General features: G+C 64.9%; 21 protein-coding genes and 1 pseudogene. 12 read left to right on the top strand and 10 right to left on the bottom strand.

Translation table 11 applies throughout. The features are described from left to right. Positions 1-47: 47 nt before the first annotated feature. Together TTER_RS12025 and TTER_RS15020 are read right to left on the bottom strand one after the other, a co-directional pair. The gene (locus TTER_RS12025; RefSeq protein WP_169302696.1) at positions 48-1,274 is read right to left on the bottom strand and encodes an MFS transporter; all 1,227 of its coding nucleotides are present in this window, start codon (positions 1,272-1,274) and stop codon (positions 48-50) included. Positions 1,275-1,326: 52 nt separating this feature from the next. Then, the gene (locus TTER_RS15020) at positions 1,327-2,127 is read right to left on the bottom strand and encodes a VOC family protein (protein ID WP_012876309.1); all 801 of its coding nucleotides are present in this window, start codon (positions 2,125-2,127) and stop codon (positions 1,327-1,329) included. Positions 2,128-2,201: 74 nt separating this feature from the next. Between TTER_RS15020 and TTER_RS12015 the strand changes: the two genes are divergently transcribed. Both TTER_RS12015 and TTER_RS15650 read left to right on the top strand, forming a co-directional pair. Continuing rightward, positions 2,202-3,059 (top strand): phosphotransferase family protein, encoded by an 858-nt coding sequence (locus tag TTER_RS12015; RefSeq protein WP_012876308.1) that lies wholly within the window; start codon positions 2,202-2,204, stop codon positions 3,057-3,059. A 56-nt stretch (positions 3,060-3,115) separates the two neighbouring features. After that, positions 3,116-3,265, top strand: a complete 150-nt coding sequence (locus TTER_RS15650; protein WP_012876307.1) for a lmo0937 family membrane protein — start codon at positions 3,116-3,118, stop codon at positions 3,263-3,265. Here the strand turns inward: TTER_RS15650 and TTER_RS12010 are convergent. Continuing rightward, complete coding sequence (locus TTER_RS12010; RefSeq protein WP_012876306.1) at positions 3,245-4,492, bottom strand: MFS transporter; 1,248 nt, start codon at positions 4,490-4,492, stop codon at positions 3,245-3,247. The genes TTER_RS15650 and TTER_RS12010 overlap by 21 nt on opposite strands. Before the next feature lie 42 nt (positions 4,493-4,534). After that, entirely contained in the window at positions 4,535-4,735 is a 201-nt protein-coding gene (locus TTER_RS12005; protein ID WP_012876305.1) for a PspC domain-containing protein, read from the bottom strand. A gap of 80 nt (positions 4,736-4,815) precedes the next feature. Here TTER_RS12005 and TTER_RS12000 point away from each other — a divergent pair, with 80 nt between their 5' ends. Then, positions 4,816-5,352, top strand: a complete 537-nt coding sequence (locus TTER_RS12000) for a P-loop nucleotide/nucleoside kinase family protein (protein WP_012876304.1) — start codon at positions 4,816-4,818, stop codon at positions 5,350-5,352. Here the strand turns inward: TTER_RS12000 and TTER_RS15870 are convergent. Further along, on the bottom strand, positions 5,339-5,512 hold the full coding sequence (locus TTER_RS15870; protein ID WP_012876303.1) for a hypothetical protein: 174 nt from the start codon (positions 5,510-5,512) through the stop codon (positions 5,339-5,341). The two genes, TTER_RS12000 and TTER_RS15870, sit on opposite strands and share 14 nt — an antisense overlap. Before the next feature lie 174 nt (positions 5,513-5,686). On the opposite strand from TTER_RS15870, the gene TTER_RS15015 reads away from it, so the two are divergent. Genes TTER_RS15015 through TTER_RS15010 form a run of 3 tightly spaced genes read left to right on the top strand, consistent with a single transcriptional unit; the run spans position 5,687 to position 9,660 of the window. Beyond that, positions 5,687-7,816, top strand: a complete 2,130-nt coding sequence (locus tag TTER_RS15015) for an ATP-binding protein (protein WP_012876302.1) — start codon at positions 5,687-5,689, stop codon at positions 7,814-7,816. 43 nt (positions 7,817-7,859) lie between these two features. Then, a complete protein-coding gene (locus tag TTER_RS11990) occupies positions 7,860-8,759 on the top strand; it encodes a polysaccharide deacetylase family protein (RefSeq protein WP_012876301.1) in 900 nt (299 codons plus the stop codon). After that, a complete protein-coding gene (locus TTER_RS15010) occupies positions 8,701-9,660 on the top strand; it encodes an inositol monophosphatase family protein (RefSeq protein WP_169302695.1) in 960 nt (319 codons plus the stop codon). The genes TTER_RS11990 and TTER_RS15010 overlap by 59 nt, the downstream gene beginning before the upstream one ends. On the opposite strand, the gene TTER_RS11980 is transcribed toward TTER_RS15010, so the two are convergent. From TTER_RS11980 to TTER_RS11970, 3 genes and pseudogenes are all read right to left on the bottom strand, one after another. Beyond that, positions 9,661-13,176: a GAF domain-containing protein gene (locus TTER_RS11980; RefSeq protein WP_012876299.1), complete on the bottom strand. Its 3,516-nt coding sequence runs from the start codon at positions 13,174-13,176 to the stop codon at positions 9,661-9,663. A 241-nt stretch (positions 13,177-13,417) separates the two neighbouring features. Then, positions 13,418-13,603: pseudogene (locus tag TTER_RS16410) on the bottom strand (glutaredoxin family protein); the annotation flags it as partial. Positions 13,604-13,710: 107 nt separating this feature from the next. After that, positions 13,711-13,911: a hypothetical protein gene (locus tag TTER_RS11970; protein ID WP_041425275.1), complete on the bottom strand. Its 201-nt coding sequence runs from the start codon at positions 13,909-13,911 to the stop codon at positions 13,711-13,713. A 52-nt stretch (positions 13,912-13,963) separates the two neighbouring features. Between TTER_RS11970 and TTER_RS11965 the strand changes: the two genes are divergently transcribed. Both TTER_RS11965 and TTER_RS11960 read left to right on the top strand, forming a co-directional pair. Then, positions 13,964-14,611: an NfeD family membrane protein gene (locus TTER_RS11965; RefSeq protein ID WP_012876297.1), complete on the top strand. Its 648-nt coding sequence runs from the start codon at positions 13,964-13,966 to the stop codon at positions 14,609-14,611. Beyond that, positions 14,608-16,137: a flotillin family protein gene (locus tag TTER_RS11960; RefSeq protein WP_012876296.1), complete on the top strand. Its 1,530-nt coding sequence runs from the start codon at positions 14,608-14,610 to the stop codon at positions 16,135-16,137. The genes TTER_RS11965 and TTER_RS11960 overlap by 4 nt, the downstream gene beginning before the upstream one ends. A gap of 45 nt (positions 16,138-16,182) precedes the next feature. On the opposite strand, the gene lhgO is transcribed toward TTER_RS11960, so the two are convergent. After that, positions 16,183-17,412 carry an L-2-hydroxyglutarate oxidase gene (lhgO, locus tag TTER_RS11955; protein WP_012876295.1) on the bottom strand — a complete coding sequence of 410 codons (1,230 nt, stop codon included), beginning with the start codon at positions 17,410-17,412 and terminating at the stop codon, positions 16,183-16,185. A 141-nt stretch (positions 17,413-17,553) separates the two neighbouring features. Between lhgO and TTER_RS15005 the strand changes: the two genes are divergently transcribed. The 3 genes from TTER_RS15005 to TTER_RS11940 are packed head-to-tail and all read left to right on the top strand — an operon-like array spanning position 17,554 to position 19,800. Next, complete coding sequence (locus TTER_RS15005) at positions 17,554-18,477, top strand: hypothetical protein (protein ID WP_012876294.1); 924 nt, start codon at positions 17,554-17,556, stop codon at positions 18,475-18,477. Between the two features lie 4 nt (positions 18,478-18,481). Continuing rightward, on the top strand, positions 18,482-18,934 hold the full coding sequence (locus TTER_RS11945; RefSeq protein WP_012876293.1) for a GAF domain-containing protein: 453 nt from the start codon (positions 18,482-18,484) through the stop codon (positions 18,932-18,934). A 2-nt stretch (positions 18,935-18,936) separates the two neighbouring features. After that, positions 18,937-19,800, top strand: coding sequence for a cytochrome c biogenesis CcdA family protein (locus TTER_RS11940; RefSeq protein ID WP_012876292.1), 864 nt, complete (start codon positions 18,937-18,939; stop codon positions 19,798-19,800). Position 19,801: 1 nt separating this feature from the next. On the opposite strand, the gene TTER_RS11935 is transcribed toward TTER_RS11940, so the two are convergent. Then, complete coding sequence (locus tag TTER_RS11935) at positions 19,802-20,569, bottom strand: SDR family NAD(P)-dependent oxidoreductase (protein WP_041425617.1); 768 nt, start codon at positions 20,567-20,569, stop codon at positions 19,802-19,804. 110 nt (positions 20,570-20,679) lie between these two features. Between TTER_RS11935 and TTER_RS11925 the strand changes: the two genes are divergently transcribed. Continuing rightward, entirely contained in the window at positions 20,680-22,134 is a 1,455-nt protein-coding gene (locus tag TTER_RS11925; protein WP_241215286.1) for a putative glycoside hydrolase, read from the top strand. Positions 22,135-22,380 lie beyond the last annotated feature (246 nt).

The following is a 22,380-nucleotide window of genomic DNA, read 5'->3' as shown; positions in this document are numbered from 1 at the left end:
TGCTCTCCGCCTTGCGGTGCTCAGGGCCTGTACCGGGGAGATGCGGCCTACGGTTGCCCCGTGGGGCTAGCGGCGGCCTCGCTGGCCTCCGCCGGTGTGGCTTGCGTCTCTTCCCCCTCCTCCAGCAGGTGCATGCTGAGAGTGAGCGCGGCGAGCGCCGCCAGCATCATCCCAGCGGCCAGCTTGTAGATGCCCACCGTGCCCAGCGCGTCCAGCAGGGCACCGCCCATCACGGAGCCGGTGATGCTCCCGAAGCCCATGGATATGGAGGCCAGCATGGCCTGCGCGGTGGCCGCCAGCTCCCTTCCCGCCAGCCGATGGGCGAGGGTGACCGTGGACACCAGGTAGGCGCCAAAGCACAGCCCGTGGATGAGCTGGATGCCCAGTACCCAATGGGTATAGGGGAGGAAGCCGTACACCCCCAGCCTGACGGTGTACGAGGCCACGGCGATCATCAGGAGCCTGCGAGGGCCCAGGACCCGCACCAGCAAGCCGCTGCCCGCGATGATCGGCAGCTCGCTGATCGCCGCCAGGGAGGACGCCGTCCCCAGCATGGTGGTCGTGCCCCCTATCTCCCTCACGTATATCCCGAAGAAGGAGTACATCGTGCTCATCGCCGCGGCGATGACGTAGGTCAGCAGCAGGAACACGACCAGAGCTCGCTTGCTCAGCACCCTCTTGAAGCTGGACCACATGGCGTGCACCGCGTGCTCGCGTAACCTCGGCAGCCCCCAGCTCGAGAGCATTGTCAGCAGCAGGCAGGCCGCGTAGCAGTAGATGAAGAGGCGAGATACCTCCACCCCCATGAGGTGCCCCAAGCTCCAGGTCGCCAGGATGTAGGCTATGGACCCCCACACGCGCATCGCACCGTAGGATGTGCCGCTGCGCTCGCTGATCTGGACCGCGTAGGAGTCGAGGAAGGAGGGCACCGGCGATACGCAGGCGGCGAGCAGCGCTACCGCCAGGAGGGCGTGCGGGAAGCTTCCTGCCCTCGCCAGCAGCAACGCTCCCAGGGCGCCGCCCAGCAGCAGCCCCCCCAGCAGCCCCTTGTGCACGGCGTACTTGTCAGCCATCGCCCCCCACACAGGTGCGAGGAAGGCTGTGCCCACGGAGCTCATCGCCGTCAGTACCCCTATCTGTATGCCCTCCAGCCCCATCTCCCTGTAATAGAGAGACGCGAACGGTGTGAAAGCCCCGATCGCGGCAAACCACCACCAGTAGCAGAGCCGCATCCACACCTGGGGACGGAGTGCAGATGTATGCCTTTGGACCAACTCTTTACCCCCGGGGAGAGATTGCATAGTCCCAGTTTACCAGGATTCTCCCCTAAGACCTTACCTTGACCGGGGATTCCCTTAGCTGGAACAGCTTGTTGGGGGTGGCCAGCGTCAGCCCCACGGGTCCTTCCCCGTGCTCCTCGAGCATCGCGGCGATCACCCCTTTACGGGTGGGCGACAGCAACTCCACCCTCGTGTTGCCGATGAGGTACACCGCCTTGCGCGCCCCCATGTACTGCACGTGCGATACCGAGGTCTCCACGAGCCCCAGGGCCTCATGGTACAGCTCCAGCGTCCTCTCCAGGTCCTTGACCACCACGCTGAGGCAGGCGATGCGCGTGGCGCCGTTGGGGTGATCGCCCGGGGCCTCGAGCGCGAGCCTCTCCTCGTCCGACATATCCCAAGAGATCACGAACGGCCAAGGACGCCTCCAGGGTGTGCCCTCGGGGATCAGCAGCCTCCAGGAGAGCCTCGTGCCGTCAGGTCTCTGCCTGCTCATGGCAAAGGGCCCCTCGAAGCTTTTGCCGAGCCTGCGGAGGCGCTCGGCCACCTCATCTATGTCGTTGGTAGCCGCGGCCCAACCTATCAGCCCTCCGTCCCACTGCTCCAGGTACTCCACGAGCGTGCGCCTGCCTATGCCGGCGCTCTCGGCTTCCGCCCTATCGTACACCGACAACAGCTCGATGTACTCCAGCCCGAAGCGTATGATGGCGTTCTCGGTGCCCCTGCCCTCGTGCCTGCCACCGGGTCGGACGTCGAAACCCATCTCCCTGTACCTGGCGATGCCTTGAGCCAGGTCCCTTACGGCTACCACCACGTGATCCAGTCGGGTGATCAACTTGCCGGCCATGTTCCCTCCCCTTCCTATAACAACATGCGTGACCCAAAGTATAGCACCAAGAGGGTTTTTGCTATACTCGCACCATGGAGGTGCCGGAGCTAGCTGCGATACTGCCTAAGCTGGGCGTCGACCCTGCTGGGGTGGAGTTGGCCCCGACGGCCGGCCCACTCGATAATGCCCTGCTCGTGATCGCTCCTCCCCAGCGCTACGTGCTCAAGTACGCTCTCGCTCACGCGAGCCCGGGCCTGCAGGCTGACCTTAGGAGGGAGCTGGCGTTCTACCGTGAGCTTGCACCCACCCTGCCGATAGCTACCCCAAGGCTGGTGGCCTCCTGGGAGGGGGTGGAGGGCTGCGCTCTCCTGCTGGAGGCACATTCTCCTGCGTTGCCGGCCGAGGCCTGGACCCCGGGCATGTACGTGTGGGCCGCCCAGTTGCTGGCGGGGCTCCACGGCCGCCAGCCTCCTGCCTGGCTCGAGGCTGGCCCGCCTCCTGCCGAGGTCGCGCGCGAGTGGCTGGATATCGCCGGGATCGATCCTGTTGTGGCTCGTGTGGTGTCCATGGCTTCTTATCTTTATGGTGTTGCTGGTGGTGTATCTCATGGGATATGTCATGGGGACTGCCGCACCGGGAACTTCCTGCTGGATGGCGCGGGCAACCTGCTGCTTGCTAACTGGCAGGGGATCCATCGCGGCTCTCCCACCTGGGACCTCGCATCCTTCATAGGCCTTGCCCTGGCTGAGGGGGGCATGGTCCCCGAGGAAGATGTGCTGGAGGTCTACGCCGAGGCCAGGGGTATCACGTCGCTGCCGGGGCTGGCGCGCGCGGTGGCCGCGGCCGAGATCTGGCTGATCCTCACCAGATGGTCCCCTCTCCTGCAGGCCGAGGATCAGCCCTCACGCCTGCTAGCTAGGCTCCATGAGCTGGTAGATCGCCTTGGCTAGCATGGCATATCACCCCACTCAGCGGGTAAATTAGAAGAAAAAGGGGCAGGTGACTCATGAGACCTTTGATATGGGGCATAGTGGTGCTGCTGTTGGTGCTGTGGGCTGGAGGTCTAGCGCTCAAGCTGCTGGGGGCGGCCATTCACATCCTGCTGGTGGCCGCGATCGTGCTCGTTCTCTGGAACCTAGTGATCAGCAGGACCTAGGCTGCCGCGGACCTTCCTAGCTCGACCCTCAAGGGACGCAGGCAGGGGCCTCAGTATGTAGAACAGGGCCAAGGCTCCCAGGACCAGCACCACGGCGTTGACCCAGAAGGGAGCGGCCATCGAGACGTGATCGTACAGCCATCCCCCCAGGGGCGGGCCCACGGTGGATCCCAGGCCAGTGGTGGCCGCGTAGACCCCATAGGCTCGCCCGCGCACGCTACCCCCTGTGAGGTCGGACACGAGGGCATCCTGCGCGGGCACCGCGGCAGAGCTGCACAGCGCCTCCACCAGCCATGCCAGGCTCAGCACCCACAGGCTAGGTGCCAGCGGGAAGAAGCAGGCCACGAGGCCGCTGCTCAGCAGACCCAAGCAAATCACCGGCCTCCTCCCCCATCGGTCGGACAGCCTCCCCAGATACGCCGGTGCGAGAGCGTACACCACCGCCGCGGGCGCGTAGGCCAGCCCGATCACGAACTCGCTCACACCGAAGCGCTCCTCCAAGTACACAAGCAGCAAGGGGGTGATCATCGAGTAGCAGGAGGACAGCACCAGCAGCACCAGCAGCACCTCCGACAGCACGCGCACGCCGCGCTTGTCCAATGCTGGGCGCTTATCCGCAGGCTCACCCCGTCCGGAGAGTCCTACCCCTCGCGGCAGCCAGCGCAGCATCAGGAGCAGCGCGCACACCGACACCAGCGCGTACGCCGCCATGGTCCATCGCCAGCCACTCTGGATGCCCATGTAGGCTATCAGCCCGTAGGAGAGCACCGTCCCCAAGGCCATGCCTATGTTCAACGCCTGGTTCAGTGCCCCAAAGAGGGCTCCGCGTAGGCCCCCTTCCGACCAGTCACCGGCGAGCACGGAGAGGGCCACCCAGAAGGCCGCGCTGGCCACGCCCTGCAGCACGCGGGCCAGCACGAGCATCGTGACGCCGTCGAGCAGGGAGAACATAGCAAACGACAGGGTGTAGGCCACCATGCCGGCGATGACGAACTGCTCCCGACCGAGACGGTCCACCCCCACACCCACCAGGGGCCTGCACACCAGGCCAGCAAGAGAGAACGCGCCGTACACCACGCCGACCTCGAAGGCCGAAGCCCCGAGGGAGTGCGCGTACAGGGGCAGAAATGAGCCGATCGCCCCGAACGGCAGGGAGATCAGCACTATGGGCAGCAGCAGCTTGGGTCTATAGGGCAGCAGGCGATCCAGCAGGCCGTTGGGATTCATACCTGCAGTATAAACCCATGCGGCCTACATGACTACACCGCGCTAGAACTCATCGCTGGGAGGTAACAGCAGCCCGAGCACCAGGTACGCCACGAACGTCGCGACCAGGCTGGGCCCCGGGATGATTATCGCCAGCACCACCGTGGCCAACCTCACGCCCATCGGCGGCAGGTCGAACGTGTGCGCTATCCCTCCGCACACCCCGAGGATCCATTTGTCCCTAGTGGCTCTCCTAAGCTTCATAGCCATGCTCCTATAGGTCATAATATCGCATGATGCCAATATATAAACTGTAGCAGCTTTTGCAAGTTACGAGGGCAGGCATGATAGTGCTTATGGCGGGTCCACCGGGCACAGGCAAGAGCACGCTCGCCAGGGCGATCGCGCAGCACCTAGCTGCGGCGGTGGTGCTGGACAAGGACGTGGTGCGCGCGGCGCTGTTCCCCCCGAGGTACATCGAGTACTCACGAGAGCAGGACGACTTCTGCATGGAGGTGATCTACAGGACATCGGCCTACCTGCTGGGCAGGCACCCGGGGCTGGTCGTGCTCGTCGATGGCAGGCCCTTCGCCCACCGCTACCAGGTCGAAGAGGCTGGGCGATGGGCCAGGACACTGGGGGTCCAGCTGGGCATCATAGAGTGCACCTGCAGCGACGAGACCGCCCGGAGGCGCCTGCTAGCCGATGAGGCCGAGGGACACCATCCAGCCGGCAACCGCAGCTACGAACTGTACCTGGAGGTCAAGAGATCTTTCGAGCCCATCTCAGAGCCGAAGCTGGTAGTGGATACCGACAGGCCCCTCCAGGAGTGCCTCGAGGCATGCTTGACCTACATACAGGGTTTGGCTAATCCTGCCTGACGCTGTACCGAAGGAGCATGACGAGTATCGGCACGAGACCTAGCAGCCACACGAGCAGCTGCACGCGCACGTGGGGCCTGAGCAGCACGAGCGCCACGGTCCAGAGGGCTATGAGCAGCAGCAGGATGTGCACCTCCCGAATCCCCAGCCTACGCAGCATGCGACCTCCTTGCATCCCACCTGGATGCTAGATAATATCTCACAGAGATTATCCAGGCAACGGCCAGAGACGTCAAAGGCAGGTTAGAGTTTGGTTAAGCACGCCACCAAGAGGCTATGCAGGTACGGATCCTGCTGAGAGGTTCGAGAGCCCACCGGGGAGTCATGATCGCTCATGAGGGATAGCTGCTGGCAGGAGGTGCTCGACCACATCCAGGATGGAGTGACCGTCCAGGCGAGCACCGGCGAGATAGTCTACGCGAACGACAGGGCAGCCCAGATACTGGGTTTTGCCTCGCCTACGCACCTGCAGTCGACCCATCCAGACGAGATAGACAGGATGTTCGAGGTGTTCGACGCCGAGACGGGCGCAGCTATAGACCCCGCCGTGAGCCCATGGCGCAGGGCGCTGACCGCAGGCGAGCCCTGCAGCTATAAGCTGCGATACCGCTCGAGGGCCACACACGAGGAGCGATGGGCCACGCTAAGGTGCGTCCCCCTAAGAGGGGATGCCGGGGACGTGGAGGCAGTGATCCACATATTCCGCGACATCACTGCGGAGCACAGGAGGGAGGTCAACAGCAGGTTCCTCGTGCAGGCTAGCCTGATGCTGGGGTCTTCCTTGGACTATCGGGACACCCTGCGGCAGGTGGCTGCCCTCGCGGTGCCCGCCGTCGCCGATTGGTGCGCTATAGACATGCTGGACGACGAGGGCGAGCTCCGGCGGCTGGCCATAGCCCACATGGATGCCGAGAGGGTACGGATGGTGGAGGGGTACAGGGAGCGCCGAGGGCAGATGAGCGACGCTGTGCGGCAGATGCTGCTGTCGGGGCAGCCGCTCCTGGTGCGAGAGATCGACGAGGACGTGCTGAGGCAGCTGCTGGAGGACGAGGCACAGGTAGACCTCATCCGGCGACTGGGGCTGATATCCTGCATGGTGCTGCCGCTCAGGGCTAGGGGCAGCACGCAGGGGGTGATCACGCTGGCCAGCTCGGAATCGGGCAGAAGGTACACGGAGGAGGACCTGGCGTTCGCCCAGCAGCTGGCCAACATGGCGGCCATGGCGCTGGACAACGCCCAGCTGTACACCACCGCGCGCAGGGAGCTCGAGGAGAGGGCCCGGGCGGAGCGGGAGCTGGCCCGCGCAGCAGAGAGGGAGCGCCAAGCGCTGGAGGAATCGGAGGCCCGGCGGGACCTGTTGGAGACCGTGCTGCGCCACCTGCCGGTCGGCGTGCTGATCATCGATGCCCGGGCAGGCCAAGTGGTGGTGGCCAACGAGCGGGCAGTGGAGATCCTGGGTCCCCAGAGCAGGAGCGGCAGCATCTACCAAAGTGAGCTCGGGTACGTGCTGAGGAGCGAGGAAGGTCAAGAGCTGTCGATGGACCAGTGGCCGGTGCACCGCTCGCTCTGGGCGGGCGAAGCGGTCCAGGGCGAGGTGCTAGAGTTGGAGAGGCCAGACGGCGAGAGGCGGCACCTACAGGTGAGCTCCGTGCCCATCCGCGACCATCGAGGGCAGATAGTGGCCGCCGTGGCGCTGGTGGACGACATCACGCAGCAGCGTCAGCTGGAGCAGCAGCGGTCGGAGCTGCTGCGGCAGATCGAGAGCGCCCTGGAGCTGCGCAACCAGTTCATAGCCACAGCCTCCCACGAGCTCAAGACCCCCATCACCCTGCTCAAGGGCTACGCGCAGGTGCTCATGGACAGGTCCCGCGAGGGGGTGCTGCGGCGTCCCCTGGAGATCATCAACCGCCAGGTGGACAGGATGTCCGAGCTGATCAACGACCTGTTGGACGTGTCGAAGATAGAAGCCGGCAAGCTCGAGTTGGTCCTGAGGAAGGTGGAGCTCACCGATGCTGTCCGGGAGGTGGTCATGGACCAGAGGGAGGCGGCCAGCGGCTTCGAGATCGAGCTCTTGGCAGCTGAGCCCGTCTGGGTGCTGGGCGACAGAAATCGCCTGCAGCAGGTGGTGGCCAACTTCATCTCCAATGCCGTCAAGTACTCGGGCAACTCCAGGCGGGTGATCGTGGAGGTGAGGCGGGACGGCCCCGAGGTGGAGGTCAGCGTCACGGACTACGGCATAGGTATCCCCGAGGACCAGCAGCCCGAGGTGTTCGGGCTGTACTTCCGCGGGCGCAACGTCTCCCCACGGCACTACTCAGGGCTGGGGTTGGGGCTGTACATATGCCGTAACATCGTGGAGCGCCACGGGGGCAGGATAGGCATGAGCTCTCGCGAGGGAGAAGGCTCGAGGTTCTGGTTCCGGTTGCCCGCTAGCGGACCCGAATCTCTGCCCCAGGAGACCTAACCTCCCGCGGGGGACGACATCAATAGGAGCATAGGAGGATAAGTTGAGCATCGCACTGACAAGACTAGGCTACGAACCCGGCACGAGGCTGCTAGTGGTGCACGCCGACGACGTGGGCATGTGCCACGCTACCCTGCCGGCCATAAGGGACCTGTTCAGCGTGGGGTTGGTGACTTGCGCGGCCACGATGGTGCCCTGCCCGTGGTTTCCGGCGGTCGCCCAGTACTGCCGGGAGCATCCGGAGGCGGATATGGGCGTGCACCTCACCCTCAACTGCGAGTGGTCCACCTACAGATGGAGGCCGGTCTCCACGGCGGACCCAGCCAGCGGCCTGTTGGATGAGGAGGGATACATGCCACAGAGCCCGGCGAGGATCCAGGCCGACGCTAGCCAGGACGCAGTCGCCCACGAGCTCTCGGGCCAGCTTGGGCGGGCGCTCGCTGCGGGCATAGACGTCACGCACCTGGACTCGCACATGGGAACGGTGTTCCACCCTCGCTTCGCGCAGGCTTACATCGATCTAGCGTTGGACAACGAGATACCGCCCTTCCTAGCATCACAGACTCCTGAGTGGATCCGAAGCAACCCCGGATTCGACGTCGATCTCATGCTGAAGGTGTATGAGGACGCTATAACTGCTGGCGTTATCCCGTTTGACAATCTCACGATGCTCCCGCTGGACGACCCAGAGGACAGGGTGGAGCAGGCCAAGCGGGCCATAGCCGATCTGCCAGAGGGACTGTCCCTGATGATCATCCACCCAGCCATCGCCACTCCAGAGCTGGAAACGATCGCTCCCGACTGGCAAGCCAGAGTAGCAGACTACGAGGCGTTCACGAGCGACGAGCTGGCAAGCTTCGTTGAGGCAGAAGGGGTGCAGCTGATTGGCTACAGACAGATCAGGGAAGCTCTACGTAAGCACAAGCAGGCAGCCACGGAGTAATGGTGTGAGCGGACTCAATGACCTGCAACTGATAGAGCTAGAGGCTCTCCGGATGCTATCCCAAGCAGCAGAGATGGCCGTGGCTCGTAGGGATAAGCTCGCGGTGGAGTACAAGGGGCAGGGGGTCTCCAACCCCGTCACTCAGGTAGATAGGGAGATCCAGCAGCTGTTCGCCGAGAGCATCAGGACTCAGTTCCCCGACCACGGCATGTTAGGAGAGGAGGGAGGCGGCTTCGGCCACGACGCCGACTACCAGTGGGTGGTCGACCCCATAGACGGCACCATCAACTACCTCAAGGGGCTGCCCCTCTACGGGATCTCGGTGGGGGTGTTGTACAGGAGGGTCCCGGTAGTGGGCGCCATATGGCTGGGCACCGGAGAGCTGCTCCACGCGAGGCGGGGAGGCATGGCGCACGTGCGCGACCAACCCCTGCATCCCCGGGAGGTGCCCGGTTCCGGCCTGCTCGGGGTCAGGCACCCCGGATTCAGGACCACTCCCAAGATGGCCGGCACCGGCTTGCGCATCATGGACACACGGTCCACCGGCTCGATAGCCTACGACCTGGCGGCGGTGACGCTGGGCTGGATGGACTTCGCGCTGCTGCGGGCTCCAAAGATCTGGGACGTGGCCGGGGGGGTCGTGATCCTGGAGGCGGCCGGCGGGAGGGCCCTGTGGTACGACCGGCGTCGGGGGAAATGGCTCCCGCTGGACGGGTTCCTCGTGCTGCGCGGCCAACGGCTGGAGTCGTGGAGCCGGCCGATGCTCGTGGGGCGTCGGGACGTCCTGGAGCAGATGGCTCGCTGCGTGATCCCATCCTATCCACCCGCGCTGCTTACCTCTCTACGGGAAGGCATCAGGGCCGCGAGGCAGGCCTACCGGCGCTGCCGGACCGCGCCGTGATCAGGCCGCTCCCGGCAGGGGCAGCCACACACTGAAGGTTGAGCCCTGCCCCTCCTGCGAGGTGACGGAGATGCGCCCCCCGTGTTGCTCCACGATCATGCGCACGCTGGCCAGGCCCACTCCGGTACCCCCTATCCTCCCCTCCACGTTGCTCGCCCGGTAGAACCGATCGAATATCCTGGGGAGCTCCCGGGCGGGTATGCCCAGCCCCTGGTCAGTTACGTCAACTACTGCCCAGCTGCGCCCATCCGCCTCCTCCGTGCGGACGGTCACCACCACGTCACCTCCCTCGGGGCTGTACTTGATGGCGTTGGACAGGAGATTGGATAGCACCCTTTCGATCCGCAACTGGTCCCACTCCCCCACCAGCTCCCCCAGATCGGTCCGCAGCTCGACGTTGTGCTTGCTGGTCGTGCGGGCGTGCTGCTCCACCAGCTGCCGAGCCAGAGATACCAGGTCAAAGGGACGGACGTCAAGCTCCAGGGGCTCACCCATCTGGAGGCGCGCCGTGTCCAACAGCTCGTTGATCTGGGCGCTCATCCGCGTCGCCACGGAGTCTATCTTGTCGAGCCCCTCGATCAACCTCTGGACGTCCAGGCAGTCGCCCCTCTCCAGCTGGCGACGCAGCAGCTGAGCCATGCCCTTGACCGAAACCAGCGGGTTCTTCAGGTCATGGGACACCATCGCGAGGAACTCGGAGCGCATCTGCACCGCCTCCTGCGTCTGTCGCAGGAGCTGGAAGTTGTCCGTGGCCACCGAGGCCAGCTGGGCGATCTGGAGGAGCATGGCCTGGTCGCGGAGCGTGAACTCGCCCTGCCGCTTATCCGCGAGCACCACCATGCCCATCCTGTTGCCCTCCCTGTCGGTGAGGGCCGCGAGCAGGAGCCCACGCAGCGGGGGGTCACCATGCTCACCCTCGAGGAGCCGCAGGCAGCGCTCGTCGGCCTGCATCTCGGCCAGGGTCAGCCGCGCGGTGCGCGACTCCCCCAGGAGGCCGACCAGGGACCGCAGCAGCGTCGGGGAGGGCGTCCACCCAGCCCACTGCGAGTAGCGCTCCGAGCACGAGAGCGAGGCCAGCGCCTTCTCGAGCTCCCAGTCGGCGGCCAGGTAGGCCAGGCCCAGATGCGCGCCCAGGATGTTGCGCGCGGTCTCGCTGACGGCCCGCAGGATGGCGTCCAGGGAGGTGGCGGCGTTGATCACCAGCGCGGCCTCAGCCAGCTGCTGCAGCTGCCCAGCCTGCTCCTGGAGGTCATCGTACAGCCGCGCGTTCTCCACCGCCAGCGCCGCTCGCTGCGCCAGATCCAGGGCCAGCGCCAGGTCGTCCTCCGTGTAGATGCGCTCGGAAGTGGTGATCAAGAACCACAGCACGCCGTTCACCCGCCCCCGAGTGGCGAGCGGCACACCCATCACGGAGCGCGCCCCCAGGGAGGCCACCATCTCCTGCTGCTCAGCGTTCGGCAGGTAGCGATCCAGCAGCTCCTGGGTCACCTCTGGCAGGAGCAGGGGCTGGCTCTTGCCCACCACCGCCTGCCACACTGGGCTCTCGCCTCCCTCCCACTCCTCCACCACCACCTGGGAAGAGGCCGGGTCCCAGCGGGCGCTCACCACCCTTCGGGAGTGGGAGTCCGCATCCTGCAGGTCGAGGGCACACCAGTCGGCCAGGAAAGGTACAGGCAGCTGGGCGATGCTCTGCAGCGTGGAGTCGTAGTCCAGGGAGCTCCCGAGCACCCTCTCGGCCTCGGCCAGGAAGCGCAGGGAGTCCTCGGCCCTGCGCCTATCGGTGACGTCGACCGACACGCCGCTCAGGCGCACGGGGGTGCCCGAGGGGTCGTAGAACACCCTGCCGCGGATCTCGATCCACCTGAAGCCGTCCTCCACGGCCGCCAGCCGGTACTCGGAGTGGAAGCTCCCCCCGTGCCTCGCCGCGGAGTCCAGCGCGTCCCGCAACCTGAGCCTGTCCGCGGGGTACACCAACCGGAGGAAGTCCTCGAAGCCTCCCCGAAAGCCCCCCACCGGCAGGCCGTGCATCTCCTCCATCGTCGAGGAGAGGCTCATCCTGTCGGTCGCGGGCTCGTAGTCCCAGGTGCCCATCCTGCCGGCCTCGAGGGCCAGGCGCAGGCGCTCCTCGCTCCTCCACAGCGCCTGCGCTATCCTCTCGGCCTCGGCGCGAGCGGCCTGTTCACGCTCCAGGAGCCTGGCTCGCTCCTCCTCGGATCGCCTGCGCGCGGTCACGTCCTGGAAGGTAGCGACCGCGCCGATGAGCTGCCTGTCGCTGTTGCGCACCGGTGCCGCGCTCACGCTCAGCCAGATATCCTGTCCGTCAGGGCGGCGGTACAGGAGCTCCTGGCCGTTCACCGTCTCGCCGTGCAGGACGGCCCTGGCCAGCGGCCACTCCTCCGCGCCCAGAGGGGTGCCGTCCTCGTGGTAGCCATGCCACTTGGAGTAGTCCGCCACCTGGAGGGTTTCCAGCACGGGGTGGCCCAGGATGGCCTCGACCTGCCCGTTGCCCTGCACTATTCTGCCTGTGGGGGCCTCAGCTATCAGCACCCCCACAGGCAGGCTCTCCAGGATGGTCTCCAGCCGCCGGCGCTCATCGTCTATCTCCTGCAGGAACTCCCTGCGCACCCGCTCCAGCGCATGCCGCTGTGTGATGTCCCTGAAGGTGACGGCCGCGCCCACGATCTTCCCACCGATGATGATGGGGCTGGAGGAGTACTCAGCCGGGAAGCCTGTACCGTCCTTCCTCCAGAGAAACTCCTCCACGTTGCGGAAGGGCTGTCCCGTGAGCAGGGTGCGGTGCACAGGGCACTCCTCCTCCGGGTACTCCGTGCCGTCCGGCCTACGGTGGTGCACGAGGCCGTGCATGTACTTGCCCAGCAGCTCGCCCTCCTCGTACCTCAGCATGGCGGTGGCTGCCTGGTTCACGAAGGTGCACGCCCCACCCGTGTCTATGACGTAGATGCCATCGCTGACGGCCTGGAGCAGGGCCTCTCGCTCGCTCCTCTCGCGCTCGGCGTTGAGCAGCAGTTCCTGCAGCCTCAGCTCGGCCATCACCGCGCTCGCCAGGTCGGACAGGGTATCCACGTCCTCCTGGGTCCACTGCCGGGGCTCATGGTCTATGGCGCACAGCGAGCCCAGGACCTCCCCGTTGCTAGCTCTTATGGGCACGCCGCAGTAGGCCACGACCTTGAGGTCGCGTATGGCAGGGTTGTGCATCACCAGAGGGTGCCGGCGAGCGTCCTCGATCACGAGCGGCTCGTCGGTGAGCACCACGTGCTTGCAAAAGGAATGGGAGAGCGGAGTCCTTCGCTCGAGGGCCACCGGCTCCTCCAGACCCACCTGCCCCGCGAAGAACTGCTCACGGTCGTCCACCAGAGAGACCAGGGCCACGGGGACGTGCAGCAGCCTCGCAGCTATCCGCGCGAGCCGGTCAAGCGACTCTCGGGGCCACGCGCCCAGGTCACGTATTCTGCTGAGAGCGGATAGTCGCTCGGGGTCAGAAAGGCTATCCGGCATCTCGGCTCCACATCACATCATTCGACGCATACATAATATTCCTAGGGCAGGTACTAGCGCAAGTGCCACATTATATGTTAAACTAGCAACGGGCACCACCCCCATGTGCATCCTCCTCCTTGTGGCCCCATCGCCTTCCCCTCCACCCCAGGCGATGGGGTCCTCCCTTCTCCATAGGCGATCTAATCTGCCCTCCCAGCTGGACGCGGGCTCTTCGTCCGCGTCCAGCCTCCCGAAGCGGCTAGCCGAGCAGATCGGCCAGGAGGTGCTCGATCTCGTCCGGCTTGTAGCCAGCCACCCATCTCCCCTTGTAGAGGACGACGGGAGGCAGGGGGGCGCCAAGACTTAGGAACTCCTCCAAGGCACGAGGGTCCCTGGTGACGTCCCGCAACTCGTACGCTACGCCCAGTTGGCCAAGGAACTCCTTGACCGCCCTGCAGGGGCTTCAACGCTCGTGGCTATACAGTATGGGTCGCTCCGACACGCGCACCTCCCAGAGCATTATGCCCCCTTGCAGGGACGGCGCGCCAGCCCCTAGCCCTTCAGTCCGGTGAGCACTATCCCCTGGACGAAGTACCTCTGAGCCACGAGGAACAACACGATCATGGGGGCGGCGACCATGGTCGAGGCGGCCATCAGGGCTCCCCACTCAGTGCCGTGCTGGCTCACGAACTTGTTCAGCCCCAGAGACCCCCCATGCCAGGGTTGCCTGATGAATGAGACATTAAGTGTCACTATTGCGGCGGTCTCCGGCTTGTGGTACAAATAGCTGGTAGGCGGGAGACAGATGGCATACGTGTTCTTGGGGCTCTTTATATTCGGGCTCGCTTTCGTGATCCTGAGCTTCCTGCTGGGGTTCGCCGCTGCTGAGCTGCACCTGCCCGGGATGGGCCACGACGCGCACCATCTGTCAGGCGCCGAGGCCGACGCCGCCCACGCATCCCCCTTGAACGTGTCCACCTTGATGGCCTTCATCACTTGGTTTGGCGGTATAGGCTACCTGCTCACCCAGTGGGGCGCGATGGGGATCCTGGCCGTGCTCACCATCGCCGTGCTGGGTGGCATGGTGGGGGCATCCTTCGTGTTCCTCCTGCTGGACCGGGTGATACTCCCCGGGCAGACGCCCGCGCTCAGGGCCAGCGACTACAGGCTGGAGGGCACGCTGGCGAGGGTGAGCATCCCGATGTCCGGCAGCCGCATCGGAGAGATCATCTTCACGCAGCACGGGACCACGCGCAGCGAGGGGGCCCGGAGCGCTGACGGCTCTCCCATCCCCCGTGGAGAGCAGGTGGTGATCCTGCGCTACGAGCGGGGGATAGCCTACGTCCGCCCGCTGGAGAAGCTGCTGGAGGAGCACGATCGGGGTGGGCGTGACCTGAAGGGGATCGGCGCGGGCGGCCCACAAAGTCAACCGGAGGGGAGGGAGCAAGCATGACCACGATAGCTATCACGATAGCGATCATCCTGGCGCTGGTCCTGGTGCTGATCCTGGCGCTGATCGCCCGGATGTTCCGCAAGGTCGGCCCCAACCAGGCCCTGATCATCTACGGCCTGGGGGGCACTCACATCGTCACGGGAGGGGGCAGGCTGGTCATCCCCATGCTGCAGTCGGCGCGCGAGCTCTCCCTTGAGCTGATGAGCTTCGACGTCTCGCCCGAGCGGGACCTCTACACCACTCAGGGCGTCGCGGTCAACGTGGAGGCTGTGGCCCAGATCAAGGTCAAGAACGACCCCACCAGCATCAAGACGGCCGCGGAGCAGTTCCTCACCAAGTCCCCGCAGGAGCGAGAGAGCCTGATCCGCCTCGTGATGGAGGGGCACCTGAGGGGTATCATAGGGCAGCTCACGGTCGAGCAGATAGTGAAGGAGCCCGAGATGGTGTCCGACAGGGTGCGCGCCAACGTGGCCGAGGACCTGTCCAAGATGGGGCTGGAGATCGTGAGCTTCACCATCAAGGAGGTGCGCGACGAGAACGAGTACATCGCCAACATGGGCAAGCCCGACATCGCGCGCATCCAGAAGGAAGCCAACATAGCGGCCGCGGAGGCGGCCAGGGACACCGCCATACGTCAAGCGGAGACGGCCAGGGAGGCCGCCGTGGCACAGGCGCTCGCGCAGCAGGAGACGGTGATCGCGCAGACCGCTTCCGAGGCCCGCCAGGCCGAGGCCAGGCGCGACCTGGAGCTGAAGAAGGCCGAGTACCTGGCCGCCGTCAAGAAGCAGCAGGCGATAGCCGACAAGACGTACGACATCCAAGCCAACGTCATGCAGCAGCAGGTGGTGGCCGAGCAGGTGCGCGTGCAGCGCATCGAGCGCGAGGAGCAGATCAAGGTGCAGGAGGCCGAGATCGCCCGCAGGGAGCGCGAGCTCCAGGCGACGGTCCTCAAGGCCGCGGAGGCCGAGAGGCAGCGCATCCAGCTCCTGGCAGAGGCCGAGCGCCAGCGGCAGATCCTGGAGGCTCTGGGCAGGGCGGAGGCCGCCAGGACGCAGGGACAGGCGGAGGCCGAGGTGGCCCGCGTCAAGGGACAAGCACAGGCGGAGGTCATCCGGGCCACTGGCGAGGCCGAGGCCGAGATCATCAAGGCCAAGGGCACCTCCGAGGCGGAGGCCATGCGCCTGAAGGCGGAGGCTTTCCAGGGCTACAACGAGGCGGCCATCCTGGATAAGATCATCACGAACCTGCCCGAGATGCTCGCCAAGATGTCGCAGCCGCTGTCGCAGGTGGACCGCATCACCGTGATCTCCACCGGAGATGGCGCCAACGGCTCGGGCGTCAACCAGGTGATGCAGGACCTGGCGAGGATGGTCGCGATCGCGCCCACCCTGGTGGAGAGCCTCACGGGGATGAAGATAGCCGAGCTGCTGGAGCGAGTGCCGGGGCTGCGGGAGCACGTCGAGCGCTCAGCGGAGCTCCAGGCGATAAGTCCAGATCAGGACGGCACCGGCGCGAAGGGGTCCTAGATCCCCTGCGGACCGGCGGCCGTCACCACGGATGACGCGGTATGGCTAGTGCGCCACCGGGGTGGGCAGATCGAACGCCTTGGCGGCCGTGGCGGCGATCACCTCGCCTATGGCCAGGGAGGAAGTAGCGGCGGGCGATGGTGCGTTGCGCACGTGCAGGGCGTTGCCCGAGCGGTTGAACACGAAGTCGTCCACCAAGCTGCCGTCCGGTGCCAGCGCCTGGGCGCGCACTCCGGAGGGCCCGGGCAACATGTCCTCCGCTCTGATGGCCGGCACGTACCGCTTGAGGGCGGCCAGGAAGGCGACCTTGCTGAAGTCGCGGTACATCTCCTCCAATCCCATGCGCCAGTACCGCCAGGCCAGCAACCCGAAGCCTCGGTAGGTCACGGCCTCCAGGAGGTCGCGAGCGTTGAAGTCCGTGCGCCTATAGCCCTCGCGGGCGAACGCCAGCACCGCGTTCGGCCCGAGCCACACCTCGCCGTCCATGCGCCTCGTGAAGTGCACCCCCAGGAACGGGAAGCGCGGGTCGGGCACGGGGTAGATCAATCCCCGCACCAGGTGCCTCTTCTCGGGCCGCAGGACGTAGTAGTCGCCCCTGAAGGGCACGATCTTCGGATACTTGGGGGCACCGGTCATCTCGGCGATGCGATCGGCGTACAGCCCCGCGCAGCTCACTATGTACTTCGATGCCACCACCCCACGGCTCGTCTCCAGATTGTACACCCCATCCTGTTGCTTTATGTCAAATACCTCATGGCCCGTCAAGATCTCGCCGCCGCGCGCCTGCACCTCGTCGGCATAGGCCAGCGCGACCCGGCCGAAATCCACGATCCCCGTGGTGGGTGACCATATGGCCCGGATGCCCTCGCACTCCGGCTCGATCTCCCTGATGCGCTCCGGGCCTATCAGCTCCACGCCGGGCACGCCGTTGGCCAGGCCCCGCTCGTAGATGTTCTGCAGGCGGGGCAGCTCCTCCTCCGTGGTGGCGACTATGATCTTGCCACAGAGCTCGTAGGGGATATCGTGCTCCTGGCAGAACTGGATGAGCTTCTGCTTGCCCGAGACACACAGCTTGGCCTTGAGGGAGCCTGGAGCGTAGTAGATGCCCGAGTGGATGACCCCGCTGTTGTGCCCGGTCTGGTGCTGGGCTATCTGCTCCTCCTTGTCGAGCACGGCCAGCCGCAGCGCTGGATGTCGCTTGAGGATCTCCATCGCCGAGGCCAACCCCACTATGCCAGCACCTATCACCACTAGGTCGTACTTCCTGTCGGGCATCCCTTCACCTCCAGAACACAGCCGAGATCTCAAAATACAATATACCCCCCACAGGGGCAGATATGGGCCAGGTCGGGCCCCTCAGTATGTTAAAATCTTCCAACTGTTTCGTCAAACCTCATAATGGAAGGGATACCAAGGATGTCCGTAGGCGATAGTAGGCGAGTGGTGCTGGGGCTGCTGCTGGCGTGCGCGCTGGCCGTTGCCGGCTGCTCCCCTTTCGGGAGCAGGGCCACGCAACCCCACCCCACCCAGCCAAGGGGTAGCTCCACCACCGTAGCGGCCGCAAGCCCCACGGCCACGCGCCCCCCCGTGCCCACGCCACACCTGCCGGTGACTCCGACGCCCCCGCCCACCCCCACCCCGCAAGCCACTCCGACGCCCGCGGGGCTGACCCTGCGGTACAGCTTTGAGCCGGGAGAGAGCTATACCTATACCGGGAGCACCGTCATCGAGTTCGATCCCGCTGGCGACGGCTCCCCCCTGCGCACTGAGGCGGAGTACACCTACACCCTGCGGGTCGAGCGCATCGGGGGCGGCACGGCCACCCTGTCCCTGCGCTACGAGGGTCTATGGACCGCGGCAGGAGGGCGGCGCGGAGAGCGCAGGCGATGGGTCGCCAGCCCAGAGCAGCTGAGGGCGCTGGACATGAGGCTGCAGGTCAACTCGCGAGGCCGGGTACTGAGCCTGGAGGCCAGCTCGGAGGCCATGTCACCGGTGGCCAGCACGTTGCAGGGAGGTGCCCTGTTCGGTGTGGAGCTGCCGGAGGGCGCCCTACAGCCCGGCGACAGCTGGCGGTCGACGTCCCCGGAGGGAGTCACCGAGTACACCTTGGAGGGGACGCGATACGTCCAGGGCAGGCGGCTGGTGGTGATCACCGCCAGCTCTCCAGTCAGCGCGGAGATCTTCGGGGGGAAAGCCCAGGGGAGGGCAGATACCACCCTGCTGTTCGATCCCGCGCAAGGTAAAATGATACAGATGCAGGTTAAGTCTGCGCTACGGATCGCAGGCGAGGCCGTCAGCGGGGCTGCGAATTACCTGGTCAAAGTGAGAGCGAGAGGATAGAGGCATGATAAGTTACAGCAACGCCAAGGCGGAGATAGCCAAAGCGGTGGAGACTCTACAGGGGCAGGCGCTCCTGCAGCGGGTCGTAGAGATCCTCCAGGACAGCTTCCCCCACTACAACTGGACGGGTATATACATGGTGCGGGGGGACCACCTCGTGCTGGAGGCCTGGCGGGGACCTCAGGCCACGGAGCACGTCATCATCCCCATAGGGCAGGGAGTCTGCGGCGCCGCCGCAGCCAGCGGCCAGACGGAGGTCGTGGACGACGTCAGCCAAGACCCGCGCTACCTGATGTGCTTTCCCGGCACCAGATCGGAGATCGTGGTGCCGATCAAGAAGGGGCACCAGGTGCTCGGGGAGATCGACATAGACTCCGACGAGCTAGCCGCGTTCACCGAGGAGGACCGTAGGTTCCTCGAGTCGGTGGCGGCGATGATCGCCGAGAGGGTTGGGTAGAGATGAGGGCCTTCGGAGTCGACCAGCGGAGGGAGCAGTACGGCCTCATCGCCTCGCTCCTGGTGCTGATAGTGGCCCTGGCAGCGGCGATCGCTACCGGCAACCGCTTCAGCCAGGTCACGGGCGGGGTAGAGGCGATAGCCTTCAGCTGGAGCAGGCTCATAAGCTCGCTGGGCAGCGCGCTGCCCCTCGGCTACGCCTTCGTCGCCGGCATGGTGGCCGCGGTCAACCCCTGTGGGTTCGCGCTCCTGCCCGCGTACCTGGCGTACTATCTCGGAGACGACACCAAGCGCAAGGGAGCTCAGCTGGGACGAGCCCTGGGGATCAGCGCGATGGTGACACTGGGCTTCGTGCTCCTGTTCGGCACAATGGGCGTGGTGCTGGCGGCCGTCACCACGAGCGTCGCCGGCGTGTTCCCCTGGGTGGGGCTCATCGTGGGCATCGCACTAGTTTTCCTGGGTGGCCGGATGCTTGGCGGGCACATGGTCTACTCCAGCCTGGGAGAAAGGGTAGCCGACCGCATCGGCAGCCGGGCGCGAGGGCGCAACCTAGGGGCCTACTTCCTGTATGGCCTGGCCTATGGAGCCTGCTCTCTCGGGTGCACCTTGCCCATCTTCCTGATAGTAGTAGGTGGTACCCTCAGCGCAGGCGATCTTGTGAGAGGGTTGTGGCAGTTTGTGAGCTACGCCCTCGGGATGGGAGCTGTGCTGGCGGCCCTAACGCTAGCTGCGGCCGTCCTCTCTAGCACCGCCATCCGCAGGGTAAGGACCTTGTCGCGCTGGGTGCAACCCGCCTCGGCTGTGCTCCTGCTGCTCGCTGGTGGGTACATCGTGTACTATTGGCTGACCTTGGGAGGGCTGCTGTAGCTCACACGCCGCCCATACGCTGCAATAGTCCTCCGTCCACGTAGTAGGTGGCGCCGGTGACGTAGCTGGCATCATCGGACGCCAGAAAGAGTGCCACGTTCGCTACTTCCTCCGGCATACCAGGCCTGCCCATCGGTATCCTGCGGCGGACGTACTCCATCGTCCCAGGATCGAGCAGCGCGGCCTCCGTCATCGGCGTGACAATCGTGCCAGGAGCGATGTTGTTTACCCTGATCCCGCGGGGTGCTAGCTCTACCGCTAGGGTGCGCATGATGCTGCGAAGCCCCGCCTTAGAGGCGCCGTAAGCCGCCCCCCCTGGGGTAGCAGTATCTTCGTGCACCGAGCTGATGTTGATTATCACGCCTCCACCCCTCTCCGCCATCAGAGTCGCAGCTCTTTGACACAACACCCAGGGGCTAACAAGGTTAACGTTCATCACCCGCATGAAGTCCTCCAGGGGCGTGGATAGGGAGTCGGGATAGGCCGAGCCGGTGCCGGCGTTGTTGACCAACACGTCTATCCTGTCGACGATCTGTAGGACCCTATCGAACATCCTGGAGGCGTTCTGAGGCTCGGACAGGTCCGACTGCACGATCTCCGCCCGTCTGCCACACGCACGGATCTCCGTCGCAGTGCGCTGAGCCCCATCGACGTCTTGCCAGTAGTGCACTACGACGTCGGCGCCCTCGCGCGCGAAGAGCAATGCTATCGCCCTGCCTATACCGCTGTTCGCTCCGGTAACGAGCGCTATCTTGTTGGGTAGCTTCACCTCTAACATCCCCCCTATCCGGTTCTTGCTTACGCTTGCAGATGCCAAGCCTTTGCAGTTACAATTCAAAGTCGTCTACTTCGCCATGAGTAGCAGGAGAGTGATTGTTGGTGCGAGATAAGTTAGCATATTTTGTGGTCTCTCTGTCGATCTTGTCTATGCTTTTGACCGCATGCGGCTTTGGAAACACCAACACCTCCAATAATGCCAACCCAACCCCTACTATGACCAGCCAGCACACACCCACAGCCTCCATGGTCCCGAGCGATCCCACCGCCACCCCGGACCCAAGCTCCACTCCTGCGGCACGACCATCAGGAGAGAAGTCTAGGATGCCCTCCCCGACGGTCGAACCCCGGGAGGCTGCACGCACGCGCGGGCACGCGACCTACACCGGCAGGGTGCTGGATGAAGATGGCAAGCCGGTGAGGTTAGCCTGGGTCTACGTGGATGAAGCTATAGGAAGAACGGACGAAGCCGGTAAGTTCGCACTACAGGCACCAGCTGACGCGAGGGAGCTCACTGTGATGGCTCCAGGCTACAGGAAACTCACGCGCAAGATCGCGGATCCCAACCTGGGAGACGTCTCACTCACGCCGTTCGTCGCCAAAGCCGTGTACGTCTCGGGCATCGGCGATCCCGACGTCTACCGAAGGTTCATGAGGCTCATCGAGGAGACCGAGCTGAACGCGATCGTCATCAACGTCAAGAACGACGACGGCAAGGTGTGGACGAGCAAGGTGCCCCTCGCTAGGCAGATAGGTGCCAGCTACGAGGACTTCCACCTCCAGGAGTTTGTGCGCGACATGCACCGCCGCGGGATCTATGTCATAGGCAGGTTCACTACCTTCCGAGACCCGACGCTGGCGACTGCGCGCCCGGACATGGCGGTGCGCGATATCCGGGGAGGCGTTTGGGAGGACAACAAAGGTCATCGCTGGGTGGACCCGTTCAATAAGAAGGTATGGAGATACTTTGGAGATCTGCTCGAAGAGATAGCGGCGAGTGGTATAGACGAAATCCAGTTTGACTACGTCAGGTTCCCCGTGGACGGAGACCTGAGCAAGGTGGAGTACCTCACCCCCAGCACACGCTACAACCGTCCCGATACGATAGAGGCCTTCCTCAGGTACGCCTCCAGCAGGATTAGGCCTCACAAAGTGTTCATCTCGGCGGACACCTATGGCCTCACCGTCTGGAGCGAGAAGGAGCAGGGGACCGGGCAGGTGCTGGAGCGGCTCGCTCCCTACTTGGATTACTACTCTCCCATGATCTACCCAGATCACTTCGCCCCGGGCACTGGCGGCTACAGGATACCCTCCGCCCATCCTTACGAGATCATCTACGAATCCGTCGTCAGGGCCAAGCGTCGCCTTAGGGGGGACAACGTGAACACGTTGGTGCGACCCTATCTATCGGCCTTTCCGGACACGCAGTATGGCCAGCCCTTCGGTCTGCCACAATGGCTTGCACAGAAGCGGGCCGCTGAGGATGCCGGCGCCCACGGCTGGATCTACTGGGATGCCGCGCTGCAGTACCCGGATGAGCTCTTCCGCAAGGAGTAAGAGCTTGGATCTCGACAGGGCAGTGCCAAGGGGTAGGATAGGAGTGGGACAGATGGAAAGGCAGGGAGTGCTCCCGCCTTGGAGTCCTACTCCCACTGCCTGTAACTTGACACCGACCGGCACGCCTGGCCTTCCGACCACTATCATCGAGAGAGGTTTTGAGGATCGCGCACGAGGTATGAGTTCGACCGGCGGCCCTCTGCCTGAATCCCAGCTGGTACGTGTTGCCAGCACCTGGAGGGACAT

Source organism: Thermobaculum terrenum ATCC BAA-798, assembly GCF_000025005.1.
GTDB lineage: Bacteria > Chloroflexota > Chloroflexia > Thermobaculales > Thermobaculaceae > Thermobaculum > Thermobaculum terrenum.
The sequence above is the reverse complement of the archived record's forward strand: the minus strand, read 5'-3'. Positions and strand labels throughout refer to the sequence as shown.

What these genes read in the sequence shown, in the direction of transcription:
- TTER_RS15020 (WP_012876309.1), bottom strand. Translation starts at nt 2,127, where the DNA reads ATGGCCGGCAAGTTGATCACCCGACTGGATCACGTGGTGGTAGCCGTA.
- TTER_RS12015 (WP_012876308.1), top strand. Translation starts at nt 2,202, where the DNA reads ATGGAGGTGCCGGAGCTAGCTGCGATACTGCCTAAGCTGGGCGTCGAC.
- TTER_RS15650 (WP_012876307.1), top strand. Translation starts at nt 3,116, where the DNA reads ATGAGACCTTTGATATGGGGCATAGTGGTGCTGCTGTTGGTGCTGTGG.
- TTER_RS12010 (WP_012876306.1), bottom strand. Translation starts at nt 4,492, where the DNA reads ATGAATCCCAACGGCCTGCTGGATCGCCTGCTGCCCTATAGACCCAAG.
- TTER_RS12005 (WP_012876305.1), bottom strand. Translation starts at nt 4,735, where the DNA reads ATGAAGCTTAGGAGAGCCACTAGGGACAAATGGATCCTCGGGGTGTGC.
- TTER_RS12000 (WP_012876304.1), top strand. Translation starts at nt 4,816, where the DNA reads ATGATAGTGCTTATGGCGGGTCCACCGGGCACAGGCAAGAGCACGCTC.
- TTER_RS15870 (WP_012876303.1), bottom strand. Translation starts at nt 5,512, where the DNA reads ATGCTGCGTAGGCTGGGGATTCGGGAGGTGCACATCCTGCTGCTGCTC.
- TTER_RS15015 (WP_012876302.1), top strand. Translation starts at nt 5,687, where the DNA reads ATGAGGGATAGCTGCTGGCAGGAGGTGCTCGACCACATCCAGGATGGA.
- TTER_RS11980 (WP_012876299.1), bottom strand. Translation starts at nt 13,176, where the DNA reads ATGCCGGATAGCCTTTCTGACCCCGAGCGACTATCCGCTCTCAGCAGA.
- TTER_RS11965 (WP_012876297.1), top strand. Translation starts at nt 13,964, where the DNA reads ATGGCATACGTGTTCTTGGGGCTCTTTATATTCGGGCTCGCTTTCGTG.
- TTER_RS11960 (WP_012876296.1), top strand. Translation starts at nt 14,608, where the DNA reads ATGACCACGATAGCTATCACGATAGCGATCATCCTGGCGCTGGTCCTG.
- lhgO (WP_012876295.1), bottom strand. Translation starts at nt 17,412, where the DNA reads ATGCCCGACAGGAAGTACGACCTAGTGGTGATAGGTGCTGGCATAGTG.
- TTER_RS15005 (WP_012876294.1), top strand. Translation starts at nt 17,554, where the DNA reads ATGTCCGTAGGCGATAGTAGGCGAGTGGTGCTGGGGCTGCTGCTGGCG.
- TTER_RS11945 (WP_012876293.1), top strand. Translation starts at nt 18,482, where the DNA reads ATGATAAGTTACAGCAACGCCAAGGCGGAGATAGCCAAAGCGGTGGAG.
- TTER_RS11940 (WP_012876292.1), top strand. Translation starts at nt 18,937, where the DNA reads ATGAGGGCCTTCGGAGTCGACCAGCGGAGGGAGCAGTACGGCCTCATC.